General features: G+C 70.6%; 24 protein-coding genes. 17 read left to right on the top strand and 7 right to left on the bottom strand.

Features of this window, described 5'->3' with window-relative positions; genetic code table 11:
• Positions 1–94 precede the first annotated feature (94 nt).
• From lepB to OG522_RS10950, 8 genes are all read left to right on the top strand, one after another.
• Positions 95–838 (top strand): signal peptidase I, encoded by a 744-nt coding sequence (lepB, locus tag OG522_RS10985; RefSeq protein WP_329462777.1) that lies wholly within the window; start codon positions 95–97, stop codon positions 836–838.
• 4 nt (positions 839–842) lie between these two features.
• Complete coding sequence (locus OG522_RS10980) at positions 843–1,328, top strand: NUDIX hydrolase (protein ID WP_329462776.1); 486 nt, start codon at positions 843–845, stop codon at positions 1,326–1,328.
• A gap of 55 nt (positions 1,329–1,383) precedes the next feature.
• Positions 1,384–1,692 (top strand): DUF2469 domain-containing protein, encoded by a 309-nt coding sequence (locus OG522_RS10975; protein ID WP_003965949.1) that lies wholly within the window; start codon positions 1,384–1,386, stop codon positions 1,690–1,692.
• A gap of 164 nt (positions 1,693–1,856) precedes the next feature.
• On the top strand, positions 1,857–2,231 hold the full coding sequence (locus OG522_RS10970) for a YraN family protein (protein ID WP_329462775.1): 375 nt from the start codon (positions 1,857–1,859) through the stop codon (positions 2,229–2,231).
• A 1-nt stretch (position 2,232) separates the two neighbouring features.
• Positions 2,233–3,849, top strand: coding sequence for a YifB family Mg chelatase-like AAA ATPase (locus OG522_RS10965; protein WP_329462774.1), 1,617 nt, complete (start codon positions 2,233–2,235; stop codon positions 3,847–3,849).
• Positions 3,846–5,012 (top strand): DNA-processing protein DprA, encoded by a 1,167-nt coding sequence (dprA, locus tag OG522_RS10960; RefSeq protein WP_329462773.1) that lies wholly within the window; start codon positions 3,846–3,848, stop codon positions 5,010–5,012. Before OG522_RS10965 ends, dprA begins: the two co-directional genes overlap by 4 nt.
• 349 nt (positions 5,013–5,361) lie before the next feature.
• The gene (whiG, locus tag OG522_RS10955) at positions 5,362–6,204 is read left to right on the top strand and encodes an RNA polymerase sigma factor WhiG (RefSeq protein ID WP_329462772.1); all 843 of its coding nucleotides are present in this window, start codon (positions 5,362–5,364) and stop codon (positions 6,202–6,204) included.
• A gap of 83 nt (positions 6,205–6,287) precedes the next feature.
• Positions 6,288–6,845: a TetR/AcrR family transcriptional regulator gene (locus tag OG522_RS10950; RefSeq protein ID WP_329467540.1), complete on the top strand. Its 558-nt coding sequence runs from the start codon at positions 6,288–6,290 to the stop codon at positions 6,843–6,845.
• 46 nt (positions 6,846–6,891) lie between these two features.
• On the opposite strand, the gene OG522_RS10945 is transcribed toward OG522_RS10950, so the two are convergent.
• Complete coding sequence (locus OG522_RS10945; RefSeq protein WP_329462771.1) at positions 6,892–7,359, bottom strand: M23 family metallopeptidase; 468 nt, start codon at positions 7,357–7,359, stop codon at positions 6,892–6,894.
• Positions 7,360–7,653: 294 nt separating this feature from the next.
• On the opposite strand from OG522_RS10945, the gene rpsB reads away from it, so the two are divergent.
• From rpsB to OG522_RS10900, 9 genes are all read left to right on the top strand, one after another.
• Positions 7,654–8,568, top strand: a complete 915-nt coding sequence (rpsB, locus tag OG522_RS10940) for a 30S ribosomal protein S2 (protein WP_329462770.1) — start codon at positions 7,654–7,656, stop codon at positions 8,566–8,568.
• A gap of 120 nt (positions 8,569–8,688) precedes the next feature.
• Positions 8,689–9,525 (top strand): translation elongation factor Ts, encoded by an 837-nt coding sequence (gene tsf / locus OG522_RS10935; RefSeq protein WP_329462769.1) that lies wholly within the window; start codon positions 8,689–8,691, stop codon positions 9,523–9,525.
• Between the two features lie 160 nt (positions 9,526–9,685).
• Positions 9,686–10,474 (top strand): UMP kinase, encoded by a 789-nt coding sequence (gene pyrH, locus OG522_RS10930; protein WP_329462768.1) that lies wholly within the window; start codon positions 9,686–9,688, stop codon positions 10,472–10,474.
• A gap of 125 nt (positions 10,475–10,599) precedes the next feature.
• Positions 10,600–11,157 (top strand): ribosome recycling factor, encoded by a 558-nt coding sequence (gene frr / locus OG522_RS10925; protein ID WP_329462767.1) that lies wholly within the window; start codon positions 10,600–10,602, stop codon positions 11,155–11,157.
• Positions 11,157–12,266 carry a phosphatidate cytidylyltransferase gene (locus tag OG522_RS10920; RefSeq protein WP_329462766.1) on the top strand — a complete coding sequence of 370 codons (1,110 nt, stop codon included), beginning with the start codon at positions 11,157–11,159 and terminating at the stop codon, positions 12,264–12,266. The genes frr and OG522_RS10920 overlap by 1 nt, the downstream gene beginning before the upstream one ends.
• 90 nt (positions 12,267–12,356) lie before the next feature.
• Positions 12,357–13,463 (top strand): 23S rRNA (adenine(2503)-C(2))-methyltransferase RlmN, encoded by a 1,107-nt coding sequence (gene rlmN / locus OG522_RS10915; protein WP_329462765.1) that lies wholly within the window; start codon positions 12,357–12,359, stop codon positions 13,461–13,463.
• A gap of 266 nt (positions 13,464–13,729) precedes the next feature.
• Positions 13,730–14,821, top strand: a complete 1,092-nt coding sequence (locus OG522_RS10910) for a thiamine ABC transporter substrate-binding protein (RefSeq protein WP_329462764.1) — start codon at positions 13,730–13,732, stop codon at positions 14,819–14,821.
• 38 nt (positions 14,822–14,859) lie between these two features.
• On the top strand, positions 14,860–16,473 hold the full coding sequence (locus OG522_RS10905; protein ID WP_329467539.1) for an ABC transporter permease: 1,614 nt from the start codon (positions 14,860–14,862) through the stop codon (positions 16,471–16,473).
• Positions 16,473–17,495: an ABC transporter ATP-binding protein gene (locus OG522_RS10900; protein WP_329462763.1), complete on the top strand. Its 1,023-nt coding sequence runs from the start codon at positions 16,473–16,475 to the stop codon at positions 17,493–17,495. The genes OG522_RS10905 and OG522_RS10900 overlap by 1 nt, the downstream gene beginning before the upstream one ends.
• A 238-nt stretch (positions 17,496–17,733) precedes the next feature.
• Here OG522_RS10900 and OG522_RS10895 read toward each other — a convergent pair whose 3' ends face one another.
• From OG522_RS10895 to OG522_RS10870, 6 genes are all read right to left on the bottom strand, one after another.
• Complete coding sequence (locus OG522_RS10895) at positions 17,734–18,645, bottom strand: hypothetical protein (protein ID WP_329462762.1); 912 nt, start codon at positions 18,643–18,645, stop codon at positions 17,734–17,736.
• 138 nt (positions 18,646–18,783) lie between these two features.
• Positions 18,784–19,908: an LOG family protein gene (locus tag OG522_RS10890; RefSeq protein ID WP_329462761.1), complete on the bottom strand. Its 1,125-nt coding sequence runs from the start codon at positions 19,906–19,908 to the stop codon at positions 18,784–18,786.
• Between the two features lie 103 nt (positions 19,909–20,011).
• A complete protein-coding gene (locus OG522_RS10885) occupies positions 20,012–21,169 on the bottom strand; it encodes a hypothetical protein (RefSeq protein WP_329462760.1) in 1,158 nt (385 codons plus the stop codon).
• Positions 21,151–21,888, bottom strand: coding sequence for an ABC transporter ATP-binding protein (locus OG522_RS10880; RefSeq protein ID WP_329462759.1), 738 nt, complete (start codon positions 21,886–21,888; stop codon positions 21,151–21,153). Before OG522_RS10880 ends, OG522_RS10885 begins: the two co-directional genes overlap by 19 nt.
• A 172-nt stretch (positions 21,889–22,060) precedes the next feature.
• Complete coding sequence (locus OG522_RS10875) at positions 22,061–23,446, bottom strand: aspartate aminotransferase family protein (protein WP_329462758.1); 1,386 nt, start codon at positions 23,444–23,446, stop codon at positions 22,061–22,063.
• The gene (locus tag OG522_RS10870) at positions 23,431–23,922 is read right to left on the bottom strand and encodes an Lrp/AsnC family transcriptional regulator (RefSeq protein ID WP_329462757.1); all 492 of its coding nucleotides are present in this window, start codon (positions 23,920–23,922) and stop codon (positions 23,431–23,433) included. The genes OG522_RS10875 and OG522_RS10870 overlap by 16 nt, the downstream gene beginning before the upstream one ends.
• Positions 23,923–23,995 lie beyond the last annotated feature (73 nt).

Genomic DNA, 23,995 nt, shown 5'->3' with positions numbered 1-23,995 from the left:
GCCGTACCGCCGGGTAGGGTGCGGTCCCGGATCGTCGATCTCCGGAGCCCGGGTGCGTCGCGCACCGGGGCGCTGCCGGAAAGGGAGCGCAGCGATGAGCGGTAACGGACTGGACCACGACGGCCACGGCCGCGGACTCGGCAGTGTGCTGTCGGGGCTGGCCGTGGCCGTCGGCTGTGTGCTCTTCCTCGGCGGCTTCGCCTGGGGCGCCGTGCAGTACAAGCCGTACACGGTGCCCACCCAGTCCATGTCGCCGACCGTCAAGGCCGGGGACCGGGTGCTGGCCCAGCGCATATCCGGGGGCGATGTCCGGCGCGGCGACGTCGTGGTCTTCCAGGACGACGCCTGGGGCAACGTGCCCATGGTCAAGCGGGTCGTCGGCATCGGCGGCGACCGCGTCGCCTGCTGCGGCAAGGACGGCCGCCTGACCGTCAACGGCACTCCAGTTGACGAACCGTATCTGCACGGCACGAACCCGGCCTCCGGCACCCCCTTCGACGCGAAGGTCCCGGCCGGGCAGGTCTTCCTCCTCGGTGACGACCGCCTCGTCTCGCTCGACTCCCGCGTCCACATGGAGGACGCCGCCCACGGCTCCGTCCCGCTGTCCGCCGTGTCCGCCCGGGTCGACGCCATCGCCTGGCCCATGGGCGGCATGCTGGCGCGCCCCTCGGGCTTCGAGGCGCTGCCGGGTGGCACCTCGCAACCCGGCCCGCTGAAACTGGTCGTGGGCGCCGTGGTGGCCGGCGCGGTGCTGATCCTGGCAGGCGCGGCCTACGGGCCGATCGCCTCCCTCGCCCGCCGTCGCCGGGTCCGGGCCGCGGTGCCCGCCGGGAGGTGAGCCGGTGACCCAGCCGCGCAAGGTTGCCCGAGTCGTACTGCTGGACCCTGAGGACCGCATCCTGCTCATGCACGGATACGAGCCGGAAGACCCCGCCGACAGCTGGTGGTTCACGCCGGGCGGCGGTCTTGAGGGCGATGAGACCCGCGCCGAGGCGGCCCTGCGCGAGCTCGCGGAGGAGACCGGGATCACAGAGGTCGAACTCGGCCCGGTGCTGTGGCAGCGCCAGTGTTCGTTCCCCTTCGACGGGCGCCGCTGGGACCAGGACGAGTGGTACTACCTGGCACGTACCACCCAGACCGAGGCCGCCCCGACCAACCTGACGGAGCTGGAGCTGCGCAGTACCACGGGCCTGAGGTGGTGGACCTCCGCCGAACTGTCGGCGGCGCGTGAGACGGTGTACCCGACCAAGCTCGCCGAGCTGCTGCGCACGCTGCTCGACGACGGTCCTCCGCATACGCCGGTGATCCTGGCCCCGGAAATCGTCTAGGGGCCCGGGGGACTGACGCACAATAGGGGGACGCACGGCTGAAGGGGAACATGCCATGAGCGCCGAGGACCTCGAAAAGTACGAGACCGAGATGGAGCTGAAGCTCTACCGGGAGTACCGCGACGTCGTCGGTCTGTTCAAATACGTGATCGAGACCGAGCGTCGTTTCTACCTCACGAACGACTACGAGATGCAGGTGCACTCGGTCCAGGGTGAGGTGTTCTTCGAGGTGTCGATGGCGGACGCCTGGGTGTGGGACATGTACCGCCCGGCACGGTTCGTCAAGCAGGTACGCGTCCTCACATTCAAGGACGTGAACATCGAGGAGCTCAACAAGAGCGACCTCGAACTGCCGGGCGGCTGAACCCGCAGGAGCGGCTGAACCCCGGGGAGTGGCTGGGCTCCAAGGAGCGGCGGGGGCGGAACGGCCCCTTCGGGTGACGGGGTTTTCCACACCACCGGAGTTGTCCACCAAGATCCACTTCCGGGCGGCCGATGCGTGACAGTCGGTGCCGGAGGTGGTGCCGGATGAACGCTCGCGGAGCACTCGGAAAATACGGCGAAGACCTGGCGGTACGACTGCTGGAAGCAGCCGGAATGACAGTCCTGGAACGCAACTGGCGATGCGGCAGGACCGGCGAGATCGACATCGTCGCCCACGACACATCCCCCAGCGGACCCGTGCTCGTACTCTGCGAAGTCAAGACCCGCAGATCCGGCGCCTACGAACACCCCATGGCCGCCATCACCCCCGCCAAGGCCGACCGGCTCAAACGCCTCGCCGGCCACTGGCTCGCCGACCACGGAGGACCACCGCCCGGCGGCGTACGCATCGACCTCGTCGGCGTCGTCCTGCCCCGCAAGGGCGCCCCCCAGGCCGAACACGTGCGAGGGGTGGCCTGACATGGGATTCGCCCGCACCTGCTCGGTCGCCCTGGTCGGCGTCGAAGGAGTCGTCGTCGAAGTCCAGGCCGACCTCGAACCCGGCGTCGCCGCCTTCACCCTCGTCGGACTCCCCGACAAAAGCCTCATCGAAAGCCGCGACCGCGTCCGCGCCGCCGTCGTGAACTCCGGCGACGCCTGGCCCCAGAAGAAACTCACCGTCGGACTCAGCCCCGCCTCCGTCCCCAAAAGCGGCTCAGGCTTCGACCTCGCTGTCGCCTGCGCCGTACTCGGCGCCGCCGAACGCATCGACCCACGACAACTCGCCGACCTCGTCATGATCGGCGAACTCGGCCTGGACGGACGCGTACGGCCCGTCCGCGGCATCCTGCCCGCCGTACTCGCCGCCGCCGAAGCGGGCTACGAACACGTCGTCGTGCCCGAACAAACCGCCGCAGAAGCCTCCCTCGTCCCCGGCATCTCCGTCCTCGGCGTCCGCAGCCTGCGCCAACTCGTCGCCGTCCTCACCGACGAACCCGTACCCGAAGAAGAACCCGCCGAAGAAGGCCGCCCCGACGCCATGCTCGCCGGCCTCATGGTGCCCGGCGCGGGAGCCGGCACCGGCCTGAGCGCGGGCCTGGGCGACCACGACCACGACCTCACCGACGTCGCCGGCCAACACGCCGCCCGCGCCGCCCTCGAAATCGCCGCCGCAGGCGGCCACCACCTGCTCCTCTCCGGCCCCCCGGGCGCCGGAAAAACCATGCTCGCCGAACGCCTGCCCGGCATCCTGCCGCCCCTCACCCGCCAGGAATCCCTCGAAGTGACCGCCGTCCACTCCGTCGCCGGCATCCTCCCGCCCGGCGAACCCCTCGTCCGCCGCGCCCCCTACTGCGCCCCACACCACTCCGCCACCATGCAATCCCTGGTCGGCGGCGGCAACGGCCTCCCCCGCCCCGGCGCGGTCTCCGTCGCCCACCGAGGAGTGCTCTTCCTCGACGAAGCCCCCGAATTCACCGGCAAAGCCCTCGACGCCCTGCGCCAGCCACTCGAATCCGGACACGTCGTCATCGCCCGCAGCGCCGGAGTCGTCCGACTCCCCGCCCGCTTCCAGATGGTGCTCGCCGCCAACCCCTGCCCCTGCGGCAGACACACCCTGCACGGAGCCGGCTGCGAATGCCCCGCCTCCATGATCCGCCGCTACCAGGCACGCCTGTCCGGCCCACTCCTCGACCGCGTCGACCTGCGCGTCGAAGTCGAACCCGTACGCCGCGAAGACCTCCTCGGCGGAGGCGGCCGCCGCGAACCCAGCTCCGCCGTCGCAGGACGCGTCCTGGCCGCCCGCGAACGCACCGCCGCCCGCCTCGACGGCACCCCCTGGACCAGCAACAGCGAAGTCCCCGGACATGAACTGCGCACCCGCTGGCTCACCGCCCCCGGCGCCCTCACCGGCGCCGAACGCGACATGGAACGCGGCCTGCTCACCGCCCGCGGCCTCGACCGCGTACTGCGCGTCGCCTGGACCATCGCCGACCTCGCCGGAGACGACCGCCCCGACGCGGGCCACGTCGCCCTGGCCCTGGAACTGCGCACCGGCATCTCCCGCGGCGCCCGCATGCCGACCCGGAGCACTCCGTGAACGCCGCGGCGGCCGGCGCCGAACGCCTGGCCAGAGCAGCCCTGACCCGCGTCATCGAACCCGGCGACGAACGCGTCGGCCGCTGGCTGCGCACCTATGGCCCCGTCGAACTGATGCGCCGCCTCACCACGCCCCAAGGCCCCGAAGACGACCTGCCCGGCGCCAGTCCCGCACGACTCGACAGCCACCGCCGCCGGGCCGCCGCGGCCGACCCCGCACACGACCTGGCAAGCGCCGCCGCGACAGGCGCCCGCTTCCTCGTCCCCGGCGACCAGGAATGGCCACGACAACTCGACGACCTCGCGGACGCCCGCCCCGTCGGACTCTGGGTCCGAGGCCACCCCGACCTGCGGATGTGGGCGCTGCGCTCGGTCGCCGTCGTCGGCGCCCGAGCCTGCACGCCCTACGGAGCCCACATGGGCGCGGTCCTCGGCTCCGGACTCGCCGAAAAAGGCTGGGTCGTGGTCTCCGGCGCCGCCGCAGGCATCGACGGCGCCGCCCACCGCGGCACCCTAGCCGCCGGGGGAGCCACCATCGCCGTCCTCGCCTGCGGAGTCGACGTCGTCTACCCCCGCGGGCACGCCGAGTTGATCGGACGCATCGCCGAACAGGGCCTCCTCATCGGTGAATTACCACCCGGCGGTCACCCCACACCCAGCAGATTCATCCTGCGCAACCGCATCATCGCCGCCCTCACCAGAGGAACCGTCGTCGTGGAAGCCGAATACCGCAGCGGCTCCCTCGTCACCGCCCGCGCCGCCCAGAAACTCGGCCGCTTCACCATGGGCGTACCCGGCCCCGCCACCAGCGGACTCTCCGCCGGAGTGCACGAACTACTACGCGGCGAGGGCGTCCTGGTCACCGACGCCGCCGAAGTCGCCGAACTCGTCGGCGACATGGGCGAACTCGCCCCCGCCCGCCGCGGCCCCGTGCTGCCCCGCGATCTGCTCGCCCCCGGCGCCGCCCGCGTACTCGAAGCCCTCCCCGCCCGCGGCACCGCCGCCGTCCACGACCTCGCCCGCGACGCCGGCACCAGCACCGACGAAGCACTCGGCAGGCTCTACGAACTCCACGCGCTCGGCTTCGTCGAGCGTACGGGCGACAACTGGAGGTTGACGGCCCAAGCGCTGCGCCCCGCGGGCGCACGGCGAGGCGGTGCTTGACCTGGGGCATTCGGGTGACAGGGTGAGAGCCTGAGTCTGAACCCGGTCCGGACCGGCCCGCGGCATCCGGTACGTGCGAGCGTGCCCGTCGGCCGCCGCCGGTCCGGGTCGGGTTGAGCCACAGGCCCCGAAACGCGCCGTCCACCGCGGGCCGCACCGCAGCGCTTTCGGGGCGGTATTCAGCACGGCGGCCCCCACCTGCACATGTGCCCACCCCCACGGGAGCGACCCCACCCGACCATCCGACCATCGCGCACCGCGACGGCTCAGTCACGCTACGCTCGCGAGGGCCCCCAACCGGAAGCAACGCCCCCCGCTCACGTCACAGCAGAACGGCTCAAGGCAACGCATGCCCCAGCACATCTCCGGGTCTGACCGCACGGCAGCACCGCCCGCTGCCCGCGGCAGCGGCACCGTGCGGCCACCGGCGCCCTCGTCCGTCGACGAGCTGTGGCGGTCGTACAAGGCCACCGGCGACGAGCGGCTGCGCGAGCAGTTGATCCTGCACTACTCACCGCTGGTGAAGTACGTCGCGGGACGCGTGAGCGTGGGCCTGCCGCCCAACGTCGAACAGGCCGACTTCGTGTCCTCCGGGGTCTTCGGGCTCATCGACGCCATCGAGAAGTTCGACATCGAGCGAGCCATCAAGTTCGAGACGTACGCGATCACCCGCATCCGCGGCGCGATGATCGACGAACTCCGGGCCCTCGACTGGATCCCGCGCTCCGTACGCCAAAAAGCCCGCGCCGTCGAGCGTGCCTACGCCACCCTCGAAGCGGAGCTGAGACGCACCCCCTCCGAGAGTGAAGTCGCCACCGAAATGGGCATCGGCGTCGAGGAACTGCACGCCGTCTTCAGCCAGTTGTCGCTCGCCAACGTCGTCGCCCTCGAAGAACTGCTGCACGTCGGCGGCGAGAGCGGCGATCGACTCAGCCTCATGGACACTCTGCAGGACACGTCCGCCGACGACCCCGTCGAAGTCGCCGAGGACCGCGAACTGCGCCGACTGCTCGCCCGCGCCATCAACACACTGCCCGAACGCGAGAAGACGGTCGTCACGCTCTACTACTACGAAGGCCTCACCCTCGCCGAGATCGGCAACGTGCTCGGCGTCACCGAAAGCAGGGTGAGCCAGATCCACACCAAGTCGGTGCTCCAGCTCAGGGCCAAACTGGCGGACGTCGGGCGATGAGGGGCACCGGTGAATCGCCCCCGCCGATGGCCCCGCCGCCCCGGCCGTAAAGTGGAGCAGTGCCCAGGATCCGAGCGGCCTCCGTGGCCGAGCACCGCACCATGCAGCGCGACGCCCTCCTTGACGCCGCACGCTCCCTGCTGTCCGAAGGCGGCACGGAAGCGCTGACCTTCCCCGCCCTCGCCGAGCGCACCGGCCTCGCCCGCTCATCCGTGTACGAATACTTCCGCTCCCGCGCCGCGGTGGTCGAGGAACTCTGCGCCGTCGACTTCCCGCTCTGGGCCGCCGAGATCGAAGGCGCGATGCAGCGGGCCGACACCCCCGAAGCCAAAGTCGAGGCGTACGTACGCCACCAGCTCGGCCTGGTCGGCGACCAGCGCCACCGGGCCGTCGTCGCCATCTCCGCCAGCGAACTCGACGCCGGCGCCCGCGAAAAGATCCGCGCCGCCCACGGTGGCCTCATCGCCATGATCGTCGAAGCCTTGGCCGACCTGGACCACGACCAGCCCCGCCTCGCCGCCCTGCTTCTGCAAGGCATCGTCGACGCAGCGGTCCGCCGCATCGAACAGAGCCCGACAGAACCCCCGTCCGCCATCGCGGACGCCGCGGTGGCCATGGCCCTGCGCGGCGTCAGAGGCTGAACCTTCGGGGGGCTCCCCCCCCCCCGGCCCCCGGCCCCCTCCCCCCTCACCCCGCCTCCGCCACTCCCGTCACTGGCAGCAGCCGTGAGGGCGCGGCTCGGTGCAGCAGGAGCAGCGGGTTCAGATAGGTCTGGCCTCTCAGCAGGCCCCAGTGCAGGCAGCCGGTGGGGCAGTGGGACGGGCCTTCGGTGGTGTTGGCCACCACTTCGCCCGCGGTTACTTGGGTGCCTTGGGTGACTCGGGGGTGTACTGGTTCGTAGGTGGTTCTCAGGGGTGGGGTCGTCGTGCCGGGGAGTGTGATGGTCAGGACTCCTTGTCCGGCTACTTGGCCCGCGAAGGTGATGCGGCCGGCGGCGGTCGCGCGGATGGGTGTGCCCGGGGGTGCGGCGAGGTCGATGCCGCGGTGGCCGGGGCCGTAGGGGGTGGCCGGCGGGGCCCAGGGGTGGACGATGGCCGGTGGGATGACTGGCCAGGTGGCTGCGGTCAGGGCGAGGGCGAGGAGTGCTCGGTACATGTGGCACAGGGTCTCGTTGGCGGGGCCTGGCGTGTGGATCTTGGCGCTGGTCTGTGGAGTACTGGGCGGTTGTGGACAACGCCGTCACCCGGCACTGTGCGGGTCCCGTACACTTCTTGTGGCGATCCGGGTCACCGGGTCGACTTCGCACGCCCCGCCAGTGGTCTCACGATCATCGCTGGCCGCGCCTCTCGGTCCTTCGCCTGTCAAGGGTTCAGGGCATGGCGCACCGGGGCGTCAGGCGCGGCAGCCGACCGGCGGCCGCGGTAACCGAGTACCTCAAGGAGTACGGCCATGGCCGTCGTCACGATGCGGGAGCTGCTGGAAAGCGGCGTCCACTTCGGTCACCAGACCCGTCGCTGGAACCCGAAGATGAAGCGCTTCATCTTCACCGAGCGCAACGGCATCTACATCATCGACCTGCTCCAGTCGCTGTCGTACATCGACCGCGCCTACGAGTTCGTCAAGGAGACCGTCGCGCACGGCGGCTCCATCATGTTCGTCGGTACCAAGAAGCAGGCGCAGGAAGCGATCGCCGAGCAGGCGACGCGCGTGGGCATGCCCTACGTCAACCAGCGCTGGCTCGGCGGCATGCTGACCAACTTCTCCACTGTCTACAAGCGTCTGCAGCGCCTCAAGGAGCTTGAGCAGATCGACTTCGAGGACGTCGCGGCCTCGGGTCTCACCAAGAAGGAGCTCCTGGTCCTCTCGCGTGAGAAGGCCAAGCTGGAGAAGACCCTCGGTGGTATCCGTGAGATGTCGAAGGTTCCCAGCGCCGTCTGGATCGTCGACACCAAGAAGGAGCACATCGCCGTCGGTGAGGCGCGCAAGCTCCACATCCCGGTCGTCGCGATCCTCGACACGAACTGTGACCCCGACGAGGTCGACTACAAGATCCCGGGCAACGACGACGCGATCCGTTCCGTCACCCTGCTCACCCGCGTGATCGCCGACGCCGTCGCCGAGGGCCTCATCGCCCGTTCCGGCGCGGCCACCGGTGACTCGAAGCCGGGCGAGAAGGCGGCCGGCGAGCCGCTCGCCGAGTGGGAGCGCGACCTGCTTGAGGGTGACAAGAAGGCCGACGAGGCCGAGGCCCCCGCGGCTGACGCCGCTCCGGCCGCCGAGGCCGAGAAGCCGGCCGAGGCCGCTGCTGAGGCTCCGGCCGCCGAGGCCACCGAGGCTCCGGCCGCGGACGCCGAGCAGGCCTGACCCTCACCGGGACCCACAGGTTCGGTAGTTGACGGCGGGGGCCACAAGCCCCCGCCGTCAACCCGTAGCCCCGCAGATCTTCGTAGATCTTTCTAGACTCCGAGAGAGAAACACAGACTCATGGCGAACTACACCGCCGCTGACGTCAAGAAGCTCCGTGAGCTCACCGGCGCCGGCATGATGGACTGCAAGAAGGCCCTCGACGAGGCCGACGGCAATGTCGACAAGGCCGTCGAGGCCCTGCGCATCAAGGGTCAGAAGGGCGTCGCCAAGCGCGAGGGCCGTTCTGCCGAGAACGGCGCTGTCGTCTCCCTCATCGCCGACGACAAGACCTCCGGCGTCCTGCTGGAGCTGAAGTGCGAGACGGACTTCGTCGCCAAGGGTGACAAGTTCCAGGCCGTCGCCGCCGCGCTGGCCGCGCACGTCGCCGCGACCTCCCCGGCCGACCTGGCCGCGCTGCTCGCCTCCGAGATCGAGGCCGGCAAGACGGTTCAGGCGTACGTCGACGAGGCCAACGCCAACCTCGGCGAGAAGATCGTCCTGGACCGCTTCGCGCAGTTCTCCGACGGTTTCGTCTCCGCGTACATGCACCGCACGATGCCCGACCTGCCCCCGCAGATCGGTGTTCTGGTCGAGCTCGACAAGGACAACGCCGAGGTCGCCAAGGGCATCGCGCAGCACATCGCCGCCTTCGCGCCGCGCTACCTGTCCCGCGAGGACGTCCCGGCCGAGGTCGTCGAGACCGAGCGCCGCGTCGCCGAGGAGACCACTCGCGCCGAGGGCAAGCCCGAGGCCGCGCTCCCGAAGATCGTCGAGGGTCGCGTCAACGGCTTCTTCAAGGAGGCCACGCTCCTTGGCCAGCCGTACGCGCTCGACAACAAGAAGTCCGTCGAGCAGGTTCTGAAGGAGGCCGGTGTCACCCTGAAGCGCTTCACGCGCATCAAGGTCGGCATCTGAGTCTGTTCAGCGTTCGACACTAGACCCCGCTAGGGTCTGAGGCAGTCGTCGGCCGCGCACGCGACGGACGACCGCAGATCTGACGAGGAGGCCATTGCCGCTAGGGACTACGAGTACCCACCGGCAATGGCCTTCTTCGTATGTGCACGAGGAGATCCCCATGAATCAGGGCGCGGACGCCGCCAAGGCCGATCACTCGGCCGACAACAAGCGCGATGACGACAAGGTCGCCGGGCGCTTCATGCTGAAGCTTTCCGGTGAGGCGTTCGCCGGCGGTGGGGGGCTCGGTGTCGACCCCGACGTCGTGCACAACATCGCCCGCGAGATCGCCGCGGTCGTCCGGGACGGCGCGCAGATCGCCGTCGTGATCGGCGGCGGCAACTTCTTCCGGGGCGCCGAGCTCCAGCAGCGCGGCATGGACCGGGCGCGCTCCGACTACATGGGCATGCTCGGTACGGTCATGAACTGCCTCGCGCTCCAGGACTTCCTGGAGAAGGAGGGCATCGACTCGCGCGTCCAGACCGCCATCACGATGGGGCAGGTCGCCGAGCCGTACATTCCGCTGCGGGCCGTGCGCCACCTGGAGAAGGGCCGTGTCGTCATCTTCGGCGCCGGTATGGGCATGCCGTACTTCTCCACCGACACCACCGCCGCCCAGCGCGCCTTGGAGATCGACGCCGAGGCCATGCTGATGGGCAAGAACGGCGTGGACGGGGTTTACGACTCCGACCCGCGCGTCAACACCGACGCGGTGAAGTTCGACGCGCTGGAGTACGGCGAGGTCATCACGCGCGACCTGAAGGTCGCCGACATGACCGCCATCACCCTGTGCCGGGACAACAACCTCCCGATCCTCGTCTTCGAGCTGCTCACGGCGGGCAATATCGCGCGCGCCGTCAAGGGTGAGAAGATCGGCACGCTCGTGAGCGACCAGAACACCCGGGCCTGACCGGGGGATGGACAATCCCCCGCCGGTCGGACACCGTGCAGGGAAATGACGCTGGTTATCCAGGGCCCGAGGCCTCAGGTCGTACTGAGGACTCCCGGCCCACCCAAGACATGCAGGAGCAAAGCGTGATCGAAGAGACCCTCCTCGAGGCCGAGGAGAAGATGGAGAAGGCCGTCGTAGTGGCCAAGGAGGACTTCGCCGCGATTCGCACCGGGCGTGCGCACCCGGCGATGTTCAACAAGATCGTGGCGGACTACTACGGCGCTCTGACGCCGATCAACCAGCTGGCCTCGTTCTCGGTGCCGGAGCCGCGCATGGCGGTGGTGACCCCGTTCGACAAGACGGCGCTGCGCAACATCGAGCAGGCCATCCGCGACTCGGACCTGGGCGTCAACCCGAGCAATGACGGCAGCATCATCCGCGTGAACTTCCCGGAGCTCACCGAGGAGCGCCGCCGCGACTACATCAAGGTCGCACGCACCAAGGCCGAGGACTCCAAGGTGTCGATCCGCGCCGTGCGCCGCAAGGCGAAGGACGCCCTCGACAAGCTCGTCAAGGACAAGGAGTCCGGCGAGGACGAGGTCCGCCGTGCGGAGAAGGAGCTCGACGACACCACCGCCAAGTACGTGGCGCAGGTCGACGAGCTGCTCAAGCACAAGGAAGCAGAGCTGCTCGAGGTCTGATGAACGACTCTTCCTGGGGGGCTCCGCCGAGACCCGAATTCTGGGGAACCCCCGAGGGGCCTTCCCAGGGGGCGTTCCCGGCGGGGCCTGCATACGATGCGTATGACGCCCCGCCGTTGTCGAGGACGCAGCAGATGCCCATCGTGCCCGACGCGGGCACAGACGCCGAAGACCGCGACCACCGCGACCCGGGGGCCGCTCGGACGGGCGGTCCCCTGTTCCGCGCCGAGACGCCGCAGGAGCCCATGGCCAGCCCTCCGCCCACCCCGCCCGTGCCCGCGCAGCCGGAGAAGAAGCGGGCAGGCCGCGATCTGCGGGCCGCGATAGGGGTCGGCGTCGGACTGGGCGCCGTGATCCTGGCGTCGCTGTTCATCGTGAAGGCCGTCTTCGTCGGCGTCATCGCGGTGGCCGTCGTCGTCGGCCTGTGGGAGCTGACCAGCCGCCTTGACGAGCGCAAGCAGATCAAGGCGCCGCTGGTTCCGCTTGCGGTCGGCGGCGCCGCGATGGTCGTCGCCGGTTACGTCAGCGGTGCCGAGGGGGCGTGGGTCGCCATGGCGCTCACCTCGCTCGCGGTGCTGGTGTGGCGGATGACCGAGCCGCCCGAGGGTTACCTGCGGGATGTCACGGCGGGTGTGTTCGCCGCGTTCTACGTGCCGTTCCTCGCCACGTTCGTCGCGATGCTGCTGACGGCCGCCGACGGTCCCTGGCGGGTCCTGACGTTCCTGCTCCTGACGGTGGTCAGCGACACCGGTGCGTACGCGGTCGGCTGGCGCTTCGGCAAGCACAAGCTGGCGCCGCGCATCAGCCCGGGAAAGACCCGCGAGGGCCTGTTCGGCGCGGTGTCGTTCGCGATGGTGGCGGGCGCGTTGTGCATGCAGTTCCTGATCGACGACGGCTCGTGGTGGCAGGGCCTGCTGCTGGGCCTCGCGGTCGCGGCGAGCGCCACGCTCGGCGACCTCGGCGAGTCGATGATCAAGCGGGACCTGGGCATCAAGGACATGGGCACGCTGCTGCCGGGCCACGGCGGCATCATGGACCGCCTGGACTCCTTGCTGCCTACCGCGCCGGTGGTGTGGCTGCTGCTCGCGATCTTCGTAGGAACCAGCTGACCTGCGTTTTCGTAGGGTTTTGAACGGTGAGGGCTCGTCGTCCACAGGACGGCGAGCCCTTTTCCGTACGTCTGAGACACTTGAGGAACCATGCCCAAGCCCGGAGAACTCACTTTCGTCGCCCCCCGCGGAGCCAAGAAGCCGCCGCGGCACCTCGCCGACCTCTCGCCCGCCGAGCGCAAGGAAGCCGTCGCCGCGATCGGCGAGAAGCCGTTCCGCGCCAAGCAGCTCTCGCAGCACTACTTCGCGCGGTACGCCCACGACCCGGCCGAGTGGACGGACATTCCGCTCGGCGCGCGCGCCCGGCTCCAGGAGGAGTTGCTGCCCGACCTGATGTCGGTCGTGCGGCACATCTCCTGCGATGACGACACCACCCGCAAGACGCTGTGGAAGCTGCACGACGGGACGCTGGTCGAGTCCGTCCTGATGCGCTACCCGGACCGGGTGACCATGTGCATCTCCTCGCAGGCCGGCTGCGGCATGAACTGCCCGTTCTGCGCCACCGGCCAGGCGGGCCTGGACCGCAACCTGTCGACCGCCGAGATCGTGCACCAGATCGTGGACGGCATGCGCGCGCTGCGCGACGGGGAGGTCCCCGGCGGGCCCGCCCGCCTGTCCAACATCGTTTTCATGGGCATGGGCGAACCGCTCGCCAACTACAAGCGTGTCGTCGGCGCGATCCGCCGCCTGACCGACCCCGAGCCCGACGGCCTGGGCCTGTCCCAGCGCGGCATCACCGTCTCCACGGTGGGCCTGGTGCCCGCCATGCACCGTTTCGCCGACGAGGGCTTCAAGTGCCGCCTCGCGGTGAGCCTGCACGCCCCCGACGACGAGCTGCGCGACACCCTCGTACCGGTCAACACCCGGTGGAAGGTCCGCGAAGTCCTCGACGCGGCCTGGGAGTACGCCGAGAAGTCGGGGCGCCGGATCTCCATCGAGTACGCCCTGATCCGCGACATCAACGACCAGGCGTGGCGCGGCGATCTGCTGGGCCGGCTCCTCAAGGGCAAGCGGGTGCACGTCAACCTGATCCCGCTGAACCCGACGCCGGGCTCGAAGTGGACGGCTTCGCGGCCCGAGGACGAGAAGGCGTTCGTCGAGGCCATCGCGGCCCACGGGGTGCCCGTCACCGTCCGCGACACCCGGGGCCAGGAGATCGACGGAGCCTGCGGCCAGCTCGCCGCCTCCGAGCGGTAGTCCGAAGGGTAAAACGGTCGGGGGCCTGTCACGGGCCCCGTGTAGCCTGGCTGGAAACATCTGCATATTCCGACAGGGGAGCGCCACAGCGCTGAGAGTGCGGGGCCCGCTTCAGGGAACGGCCCGCAGACCCTCTGAACCTTGCCCCGGTCATTCGGGGTAGGAAGTTCGGCGATTACTCAAGCTGTTGCGCCCTGCCCGCACGACCTGGTGTCGTGCGGGCAGGGCCGCGTCTCTTCCTGGTCATCTCCAGGAGGAATGAACACATGCGCAGTACCAAGAGGCTCGCGGCCGGTGCGCTCGCCGCCGTCCTCGGCGTCGCCACGCTGGCTGCCTGCGGCGGCTCGGACGGCAAGAAGGCGTCCGGCGCCACCGGCGACAAGACCGTGACGCTGGTCAGCCACGATTCCTTCGCCGCGTCGGACGCGGTGCTCAAGGCGTTCACCGCGCAGACCGGCTACACCGTGAAGGTCCTCAAGAGCGGTGACGCGGGAGCCGCCCTCAACCAGGAGATCCTCACCAAGGGTTCCCCGCGCGGCGACGTCTTCTTCGGCGTCGACAACACGCTGCTCTCGCGTGCCCTCGACAACGGCATCTTCACGCCGTACACGGCCAAGGGCCTGGACCGGGTGTCCGCCGATGTCCAGCTCGACCGGGCCAAGCACCGTGTGACGCCCATCGACACCGGCGACATCTGCGTCAACTACGACAAGAAGTACTTCGCGGACAAGAAGCTCAGCCCTCCGCAGTCCTTCGACGACCTGATCAAGCCCGAGTACAAGGACCTCCTCGTCACGGAGAACGTGGCGACGTCCTCGCCGGGGCTCGGCTTCATGCTCGGCTCGGTCGCCAAGTACGGCGACGAAGGCTGGCAGGACTACTGGACGAAGCTGAAGGCCAACGGCGTCAAGGTGGTCGACGGCTGGGAGCAGGCCTACAACACGGACTTCTCCGGTTCGGCCGGCGGCAAGAAGGCCAAGGGCGACCGGCCGCTGGTCGTCTCGTACGCCTCCAGCCCGCCCGCCGAGGTGATCTACGCCGACCCGAAGCCGACCGAGGCCCCCACCGGCGTCGCCACCGGCACCTGCTTCCGCCAGACCGAGTTCGCGGGCCTGCTCAACGGTGCCAAGAACGAGGCGGGCGGCAAGGCGCTCCTTGACTTCCTGATCTCCAAGAAGTTCCAGGAGGACATGCCGCTCCAGATGTTCGTGGACCCGGTCGCCAAGGACGCGGCGGTGCCGGCCGAGTTCACCAAGTTCGGCGCGAAGATCACCAATTCGGCTTCCGTCGCGCCCGACAAGATAGCCAAGAACCGTGACCAGTGGGTCAAGACGTGGTCCTCGCTCGTCCTGAAGTAGGACCCAAGGTGCGGGGCGGCGCGGTGCGGCTGGGCCTGATGGCCCTGCCCGCCGCGTTCTTCGCCCTGTTCTTCGCCTGGCCCGTGGCCGCCATCGTCGGCCGCGGGCTCAAGGCGGACGGCGTCTGGCAGTTCGCCCGCCTCGGTGAGGTGGTGAGCGACCCGGACATCGCGCACGTTCTGTGGTTCACGACCTGGCAGGCGCTCGCCTCCACCGCGCTCACGCTCCTGATCGCGCTGCCCGGCGCATACGTCTTCGCGCGCTTCGACTTCCCCGGCAAACAGCTGCTGCGGGCGATCGTCACCGTGCCGTTCGTCCTGCCGACGGTCGTCGTGGGCACCGCGTTCCTCGCGCTGCTCGGCCGCGGCGGACTGCTCGACCAGCTGTGGGGCGTCCGGCTGGACACGACGGTGTGGGCGATCCTGCTCGCGCACGTCTTCTTCAACTACGCGGTGGTCGTACGCACCGTCGGCGGCCTGTGGTCGCAGCTCGACCCGCGCCAGGAGGAGGCCGCCCGCGTCCTCGGCGCCTCCCGCCTCGCCGCCTGGCGCACCATCACCCTGCCCGCGCTCGGCCCCGCGGTCGCCGCGGCCGCCCTCATGGTCTTCCTGTTCACCTTCACCTCCTTCGGCGTCGTCCAGATCCTCGGCGGCCCCACCTTCTCCACCCTCGAAGTGGAGATCTACCGGCAGACCGCCGAACTCCTGGACCTGCCCACAGCGGCGGTCCTGACCATCGTCCAGTTCGCGGCGGTCGGCCTGGTCCTGGCCGTGCACGCCTGGACGGTACGCCGCCGCGAGACGGCGCTGAAGCTGGTCGACCCCGCCCACACCGCCCGCCGCCCGCGCGGAGCGGGCCAGTGGACCCTGCTCGCCTCGGTACTCGCGGTCGTGGCGCTGCTCATCCTGCTGCCCGTCGGCGTGCTGATCGAACGCTCCCTGGACACCCCCGACGGCTACGGGCTCGGCTACTACCGGGCGCTCCAGGACGCCGGGGACAACGGCAGCTTCCTCGTGCCGCCCATCGAGGCGATAGGGAACTCGCTCCAGTACGCCCTCGCCGCCACCGCCATCGCCCTCCTCATCGGCGCGCTCGCGGCGGCCGCCCTCACCCGGCGCGGCGGCGGGCGGCTCGTGCGGGCCTTCGACGCGCTGCTGATGCTGCCGCTGGGCGTCTCCGCCGTCACCGTCGGCTTCGGCTTCCTGATCACCCTCGACCATCCGCCGCTCGACCTGCGCACCTCCTGGATCCTGGTGCCGCTCGCCCAGGCACTGGTGGGCGTCCCGTTCGTCGTACGGATCATGCTTCCGGTGCTGCGTGCGGTGGACGGCCGGCTGCGCGAGGCGGCTGCCGTCCTTGGCGCGTCCCCGCTGCGGGCCTGGCGCGAGGTGGACCTGCCGCTGGTGCGGCGGGCTCTGCTCATCGCGGCGGGCTTCGCTTTCGCGGTCTCGCTCGGCGAGTTCGGCGCGACCGTCTTCATCGCGCGGCCCGACCACCCGACGCTGCCCGTCGCCGTGGCCCGCCTGCTCGGCCGGGCCGGCGACCTCAACTACGGCCAGGCGATGGCCCTCAGCACGATTTTGATGGTGGTGTGCGCGGTGTCGCTGCTCGTCCTCGAACGCCTGCGGACCGACCACAGCGGGGAGTTCTGATGCTGAAACTGGACGGTGTGACGGTACGTTTCGGGGACCGGGCCGTCCTTGACGCCATCGACCTGGAGGTCGCCGAGCACGAGACGGTGTGCGTGCTCGGACCCAGCGGCAGCGGCAAGTCGACCCTGCTGCGCGTGGTGGCCGGTCTCCAACCCGCCCACGCGGGACGGGTGTTGCTCGGTGGGGCCGACCAGGGCGGGGTGCCCGTCCATAAACGCGGGCTCGGCCTGATGTTCCAGGACCACCAGCTCTTCCCGCAGCGCGACGTCGGCCAGAACGTGGCGTTCGGGCTGCGGATGCGCCGGGCCCCGCGCGGCGAACAGACCCGCCGGGTCGGCGAGTTGCTGGACCTGGTCGGGCTGCCCGGTGCCGAGAAGCGGGCGGTGGCCGCGCTCTCCGGCGGCGAGCAGCAGCGCGTCGCGCTCGCCAGGGCGCTGGCACCCTCGCCCCGGCTCCTGATGCTGGACGAGCCGCTCGGCCAGCTCGACCGCACCCTGCGCGAGCGCCTGGTGGTCGAACTCCGTTCCCTGTTCGGCCGGTTGGGCACCACGGTGCTGGCCGTCACGCACGACCAGGGTGAGGCGTTCGCGCTGGCCGACCGGGTGGTGGTGATGCGGGACGGCCGCATAGCGCAGACCGGCACGCCCCTGGAGGTCTGGCAGCGCCCCGCCTCGGAATTCGTGGCCCGTTTCCTCGGCTTCGAGAACGTGGTGGCGGCGACGGTGTCGGCGGGGGTGGCGGACACGGAGTGGGGGAAGGTGCCGGTGCCTTCCGGTTCGCCGCAGGGCGCCGGGCGGCTGCTGATCCGCCCGGCGGGCGTACGTCTGGTGCCGGAGCGGGACGGGTTGCCGTGCGCGGTGGTCGCGCGCACGTTCCGCGGCAACCATGTGACCCTCCAACTGCAGCCTGCGGCAGGGCCGTTGGTGGAGGCGGAGTGCGCGCTGGAGGCGGCGCCGGAGGTGGGCGACTCGGTGGGGGTCGCCTTCGCGGCGGGGGCGGTGGTGGTTCTGCCGGTGGGCTGACTTCCCCCACCCCGCCCCTTCCCGAAACCCTCCGGGGGGTGGGGGTAGGGGGAAGGTTGTCTTTCACGGGGCTCCGCCCCGGACCCCGCGGGGGCTTCGTTCCCCGTATCCGTGTTGGGGCTTCGCCCCGGGCCGCGCGGGGGTCTCGTCCCCTGCCCCCCTGTTGGGGGCTCCGCCCCTGAACCGCGCTCGGCCTCACACGCCGGACCGCTGCTGGGGTGGGGTCAGCGCGGCCCTTCTACCCTGCCGGTGTCAGCTCCTCCTCGTGGGTCGGCTTCGCCGTGCCGTGCGAGGCCGGGGAGCCGAACCATGCCACCGCCACCGCGCCCGCCACCGCGAGGACGAAGCCCAGGACCGCCATCCAGGCGAGGCCCGCCCGGGAGGCGTCGCCCAGCCACAGGACGCCGATCGCGCCCGGCAGCACCGTCTCGCCCACCACAAGCGCCGCCGTCGCACCGTTCACCGAGCCGATCTGGAGGGCCACCGTGTGCAGATACATGCCGCCGACGCCGGCCACGAGGATCGCGTACAGCGCCGGGTCGGTGAGCAGGGTGCCCGCGTCGAAGGGGTCGATGCCGCTCAGGATGCGGACGCCGACGCCGAGCGCGCCGAAGCCGAGGCCGGACAGAAGTCCCGCGAGGATCGCGGCGCGGGCACCCAGGAGGCGTACGGCCACCGTGCCCGTGGCCATCAGGCCGAGCGAGACCGCGAGCAGCCACCAGTGCGTGGCCCTCTCGGTGTGCCCGCTGCCCTCGTGGCCCGCCGCCGACGCGAGCAGCACCAGAGCCGAGCAGACCACACCGATGGAGGTCCACTCCGCGCGGCTCAGCCGTATCCCCAGGAGCTTGACGCTGAGGACGGCCGTGATGACCAGGTTCGCGCTGATCACCGTCTGGGAGAGGAAGAGCGGGAGGAGGCGGGCGGCGAGCGCGCCCAGCCCGAACCCGACGAAGTCGAGGATCGTGCCGACGACGAATTCCCAGGTCGTGGCCGCCTTCGCGGTGGAGGAGAGACTGGGGCCGCCGTGCTGGGTCCGGTCGCTTGCGGCCGCGTCGCGCAGGGCGGCCTTGCGGGATCCGACGGCTTGCAGGACCGAGCCCGTGCCGTAACAGACCGAGGCGGCGATGGCGGTCAGCAGGCCGAGCAGCACGGGCGACTCCGTTCATGGCGGGGGCAACCGGTTCACCCCACTCCGCTTTACCAGACGTTTACCGGTCTTTGGGAGTTGCCTGGTGCCCCGAACTTTTCGGACGACCTGTCGCGATCGTCGTCCCGGAGCGCCGTCGCCTCAGACCGCGCCGGACATGCGGGCGAGCGCCTCGGGCGCCTCGGACACCGAGTCGACCAGGGCGATCCGCGCCGCCATCGGACGCTCCTGGGCCAGCGCCTGAAGCAGCGGCCACGTGGGCAGGCGCTCCGTCCAGTGCGTCCGGTTGACCAGCACCATCGGCGTCGGCCCGCCGTGCGACTCGTAGTAGTTCGGCGTCGCGTTGTCGAAGATCTCCTGTACGGTGCCGGCCGCGCCCGGCAGGAACACGACGCCCGCCGTGGAACGGGCCAGCAGGCCGTCCTCGCGGATGGCGTTGGCGAAGTACTTGGCGATCGTGTTCGCGAAGGCGTTGGGCGGCTCGTGACCGTAGAACCAGGTGGGGATGCCCACCGAGGGGCCGCCGTGCGGCCACCGCGTACGGACGTCGAAGGCGGCCCGCGCCCAGTGGGACACCGACGGCCTGAACGACGGCTCCTTGGCGAGGAGTTCGAGCGCCGAGCCGAGCATCGCGTCGTTGAACGGCGCCGCGTACGCGCCGAGGTTCGCGGCCTCCATCGCGCCCGGACCGCCGCCCGTCGCCACCGTGAACCCCGCGCGGGCCAGCGTGCGCCCCAGCACGGCGGCACCCTCGTACTCGGCCGTGCCGCGGGCCATCGCGTGGCCGCCCATCACGCCCACCACGCGCTTCCCGGCGAGGTGTTCGTCCAGGGCGTCGGAGATCGCGTCGTCGTGGACGGAGCGCAGCATCGAGGAGAAGACGTCGCCGTCCCCCTTGGTCCGCTGGAACCAGGCGTAGGCGAGCGCGTCGGGCGTCCGCTCGTACCCCTCGGTGAGCCCCTCGAAGAGCTCGGAGGGGGAGTAGAGCCCGCCCCGGTAGGGGTCGAAGGGCAACTGCGGGACGGGCGGGAAGACCAGGGCGCCGTCGGCGCGGACCTTCGCGGCCGCGTCCGGCTCCATCGCGCAGCCGAGGAAGACCGCGCCGGCCGTGCCGGTGGCGAGCAGGGCGTCCGTACGGGCCGTCAGATCGACGGACTGCACCCGGAACCCGGCCAGCGGGCCGCGGGCGACGGCCGCGTCGAACTTGTCGAGCGACGCGATCTCGGTGTCGCTGCCCGCGGGGAACTGCACGTCTTCGTTCGACATCTCGTCATGCTAAGCGCGCCGCTCGACGGGCAGACCCCGGGTGCGGCCGTCACCGGGCCTCGCGGACCTGGCCCCGTTCCTGGCTTCCGACTCCCGCCCCCGCTCAGTTCCACAGCGGCAGCGCGGCCAGTTCGCCGATCGCCACGGTAGGGGGTGCGAAGACCGCGAGCAGGGCGAGTGCCCTGAGTGACGCGGCGGCGCGCAGCAGTGTCGTCGGGGTGCCCAGACTCAGTAGCGCGGCCGTCGTCTTCGCGCGGGCGTGCCGGGATTCCAGGGTGGCGGTCAGCAAGGTGGCCACCGTGCAGCTGATCACCAGGGTCGCCCCGAGGCCGGTCAGCGGGCCGAAGGGGTGCGGGCCCGGCCGGCCGTACAGCGCGGCCGCCGCGATCGCGCCGGAGGCCACCGCGCTCACCACGCCAAGCGGGCGACCGATGCGGCGGGCCTCCGCCATCAGGACCCGGCCCGCGAGCAGCCGGGCCGCGCCCGGCCGTGCCAGCTGGAGCAGCCGCCCGCTGAAGTGTGCGAGACCGGGGCCGGCGACCGCGAGGCCGAGCGCCGTCAGCGCCCACCCGGCGAGCACTCCGGCCCGACTGCCCTGCGGATGGCCCGGCGTCGGGAACGCCGAACCCCCGGCCCCACGGCTCAGGTACGTTTCGACGGCGAGGCCCGCCACGACGAGCGTGACGCCCCAGGGCAGCCCGCTCGGCGCGGCCGCGGGCTCCTCCGGGTGTGCCGGATCGCTCACTTCGGCCGGGCGCCGGGTGCGCGGGCGCAGCGCAAGACCGGCCGCCGCCGAGGCCGACACCGGCAGAACGGTCAGCAGCGTCAGGGCGCCCGGCAGCGGCATCGGCCGGTCGGCGGCGAGCAGACCGGCGGCCGTGCCGTCGAAGGGCAGCCCGGTGATGTCGCCGCGCAGATGCAGATACACAAGGAGCGCCACCACCGAGCCGAGCGTGCAGGCCACCGCCGTGGACGCGGCGGCGATCGCGGTCAGCCGGGCCGGGCCCAGGCCCACCGCGGACAGTCCGGCGCGCGGTCGGGTGCTCGGGTCGGTGCGGGCCACGGCGACCGCGAAGTGCACCGTGGTCGCCAGCGGAACCACGCACCACATCAGCCGCAGCAGCGCCCCCGAGGGGTGGTCGACCGCGTAACCGAGCGTGCACAGCAGGAGGAAGGCGACCCCTGCCGAAGCCGCGGACACCAGCAGGCGGCGCAGCAGGACCAGGGGATGGGTGCCGCGGGCTAGACGGAGAGCGAGCACGCCTGAAGGCCCTCCGCATCCGAACTCCCCATGTTTGCACGGGAGTTGACCCGGCGGCCGTCGATCAGCACCACCGTGCGGTCGGCGAGCGCGGCCACCTCGGTGTCATGGGTGGCGATGAGCGTCGTGATGCGGTGCGAACGGGCCGCGTTGAGCAGGGTGCGCAGCACCTGGGCCCCATCCGCGCGGTGCAGCGTCGCGGTCGGCTCGTCGGCGAACAGTACGGCCGGGGCCGTCACCAGCGCGCGGGCGATCGCCACGCGCTGGCGCTGCGACTGGAGCAGGGCGTGCGGGCGCCGCTTCGCGCACGTGCCGATGTCGAGGCGCTCCAGCCACTCCAGGGCCGCCTTCTTCGCGGCGCGGTGCGCGATGCCGCGCAGCAGCAGCGGCAGGGCCGCGTTCTCCCAGGCGTTCAGCTCGGGGACCAGGCTCGCCTCGGGGTCGATCCAGCCGAAGCGGTCGCGGCGCAGCTGCTCCCGGGCGACGGGGCCCATGGTGTGCACGGGGCTGCTGTTGAACCACACCTCGCCCTCGTCCGGCACGAGCTGGCCCGACAGGCAGCGCAGCAGCGTCGTCTTGCCGCAGCCGCGCGGGCCGCCGATGGCGAGGATCTCACCCTCGCGGACCTCTACGCTGACGGCGCTCAGCGCGGGGGAGCCGCTGTGGGCGTGGTGCAGGGAACGCGCCCACAGCACGTCGTTGTCCGGCGGAGCCGCCATGGTGCACACCTCGGTTCGGATCAGATTTCCTGCTCCCCGCACGGGGGAACGAAGGCAGGGCCGATCGGTCACTGGGCACGCTAGGCAGTGGGCTGTGGCTGTCCCAACAGCACGCGGCCCGGCCGCCCCCATCTCACTCGGATGGGCGCGGCCGGGCCGTGGGCTCGCAGCGTCAGAGCTTCGTCCAGGCCTCCGTGAGGACCTGACGCAGAACGCCCTCGATCTCGTCGAAGGTTCCCTGGTCGGAGATCAGCGGCGGGGCGAGCTGGACGACCGGGTCACCGCGGTCGTCGGCCCGGCAGTACAGGCCGTTGTCGTAGAGCGCCTTGGAGAGGAAGCCGTACAGGACGCGCTCGGTCTCCTCGTCGTTGAAGGACTCCTTGGTGGCCTTGTCCTTGACCAGCTCGATGCCGTAGAAGAAGCCGTTGCCGCGGACGTCACCGACGATCGGCAGGTCGTGCAGCTTCTTGAGGGTGTCGAAGAAGGCGCCCTCGTTGTCGAGCACGTGCTGGTTGAGGCCCTCGCGCTCGAATATGTCGAGGTTGGCCAGGCCCACCGCGGCGGAGACCGGGTGGCCGCCGAAGGTGTAGCCGTGCAGGAAGGTGTTGTCGCCCTTGTAGAACGGCTCGGCGAGCCTGTCGGAGATGATGCAGGCGCCGATCGGGGAGTAGCCCGACGTCATTCCCTTGGCGCAGGTGATCATGTCCGGGACGTAGTCGAACTTGTCGCAGGCGAACATCGTGCCGAGGCGGCCGAAGGCGCAGATGACCTCGTCGGAGACGAGCAGCACGTCGTACTTGTCGCAGATCTCGCGGACCCGCTGGAAGTACCCGGGCGGCGGCGGGAAGCAGCCGCCCGCGTTCTGCACCGGCTCCAGGAAGACGGCGGCGACGGTCTCGGGACCCTCGAAGAGGATCTCCTGCTCGATCTGGTCGGCGGCCCAGCGGCCGAAGGCGACAGGATCATCGGCGTGAGCGTGGCTCGGCGCGCGGTAGATGTTGGTGTTGGGCACCTTGTGCGCGCCGGGGACCAGCGGCTCGAAGGGCGCCTTCAGGGCGGGCAGACCAGTGATGGACAGGGCGCCCTGCGGGGTGCCGTGGTAGGCGACCGCGCGCGAGATGACCTTGTACTTCGTGTGGTTGCCGGTGAGCTTGTGGTACTGCTTCGCCAGTTTCCACGCGGTCTCCACGGCCTCGCCGCCACCGGTGGTGAAGAAGACCTTGTTGAGGTCGCCCGGCGCGTAGTTCGCGAGACGCTCGGCGAGCTCGACGGCCTTGGGGTGGGCGTAGGACCAGACCGGGAAGAAGGCCAGCTCCTGCGCCTGCTTGTACGCGGTCTCGGCGAGCTCGTGACGGCCGTGGCCGGCGTTGACGACGAACAGGCCCGACAGGCCGTCCAGGTACTTCTTGCCCTTGTCGTCGTAGATGTAGGTGCCCTCGCCACGGACGATGGTGGGAACGGGCGCGTTCTCGTACGACGACATGCGGGTGAAGTGCATCCACAGGTGGTCGTAGGCGGTCTGGCTGAGGTCCTTGCTCACGGCTATCGGGTTCCCCACATATAGGTCTGCTTCTTCAGCTTGAGGTAGACGAAGCTCTCGGTGGAGCGCACGCCGGGGAGGGCGCGGATCCTCTTGTTGATCACTTCGAGAAGGTGGTCGTCGTCCTCGCAGACGACTTCCACCATCAGGTCGAAGGAGCCCGCGGTCATCACCACGTACTCGCATTCGGCCATGGCCGTCAGTGCTTCCGCCACGGGGTCGAGGTCTCCCTCGACGCGGATGCCGACCATCGCCTGGCGCCGGAATCCCACGGTGAGCGGGTCGGTGACGGCGACGATCTGCATCACGCCCTGGTCGAGCAGCTTCTGGACGCGCTGGCGCACGGCCGCCTCCGACAGGCCCACGGCCTTGCCGATCGCGGCGTACGGGCGGCGCCCGTCCTCCTGGAGCTGCTCGATGATCGCCAGGGAGACGGCGTCGATCGATGGGGAGGATCCGTTCGCGATCCTGGGGTCTGTGCTTCGGCTGGCCACGGAGCCCACTCTGCACCCGACTCGCTCCGTCCCGCAACCCTGAAGCGATGAAATTCGTTGTTCCGTGACCTCC

Origin of the sequence: Streptomyces sp. NBC_01431 (assembly GCF_036231355.1) — a bacterium.
Lineage (GTDB): Bacteria > Actinomycetota > Actinomycetes > Streptomycetales > Streptomycetaceae > Streptomyces.
This window is presented reverse-complemented; position numbering and strand designations above follow the sequence as displayed.

Coding starts and splice junctions, on each gene's coding strand:
- lepB (WP_329462777.1), top strand. CDS start 95: ATGAGCGGTAACGGACTGGACCACGACGGCCACGGCCGCGGACTCGGC.
- OG522_RS10975 (WP_003965949.1), top strand. CDS start 1,384: ATGAGCGCCGAGGACCTCGAAAAGTACGAGACCGAGATGGAGCTGAAG.
- OG522_RS10970 (WP_329462775.1), top strand. CDS start 1,857: ATGAACGCTCGCGGAGCACTCGGAAAATACGGCGAAGACCTGGCGGTA.
- OG522_RS10965 (WP_329462774.1), top strand. CDS start 2,233: ATGGGATTCGCCCGCACCTGCTCGGTCGCCCTGGTCGGCGTCGAAGGA.
- whiG (WP_329462772.1), top strand. CDS start 5,362: ATGCCCCAGCACATCTCCGGGTCTGACCGCACGGCAGCACCGCCCGCT.
- OG522_RS10945 (WP_329462771.1), bottom strand. CDS start 7,359: ATGTACCGAGCACTCCTCGCCCTCGCCCTGACCGCAGCCACCTGGCCA.
- rpsB (WP_329462770.1), top strand. CDS start 7,654: ATGGCCGTCGTCACGATGCGGGAGCTGCTGGAAAGCGGCGTCCACTTC.
- tsf (WP_329462769.1), top strand. CDS start 8,689: ATGGCGAACTACACCGCCGCTGACGTCAAGAAGCTCCGTGAGCTCACC.
- pyrH (WP_329462768.1), top strand. CDS start 9,686: ATGAATCAGGGCGCGGACGCCGCCAAGGCCGATCACTCGGCCGACAAC.
- OG522_RS10920 (WP_329462766.1), top strand. CDS start 11,157: ATGAACGACTCTTCCTGGGGGGCTCCGCCGAGACCCGAATTCTGGGGA.
- rlmN (WP_329462765.1), top strand. CDS start 12,357: ATGCCCAAGCCCGGAGAACTCACTTTCGTCGCCCCCCGCGGAGCCAAG.
- OG522_RS10910 (WP_329462764.1), top strand. CDS start 13,730: ATGCGCAGTACCAAGAGGCTCGCGGCCGGTGCGCTCGCCGCCGTCCTC.
- OG522_RS10905 (WP_329467539.1), top strand. CDS start 14,860: ATGGCCCTGCCCGCCGCGTTCTTCGCCCTGTTCTTCGCCTGGCCCGTG.
- OG522_RS10900 (WP_329462763.1), top strand. CDS start 16,473: ATGCTGAAACTGGACGGTGTGACGGTACGTTTCGGGGACCGGGCCGTC.
- OG522_RS10890 (WP_329462761.1), bottom strand. CDS start 19,908: ATGTCGAACGAAGACGTGCAGTTCCCCGCGGGCAGCGACACCGAGATC.
- OG522_RS10880 (WP_329462759.1), bottom strand. CDS start 21,888: ATGGCGGCTCCGCCGGACAACGACGTGCTGTGGGCGCGTTCCCTGCAC.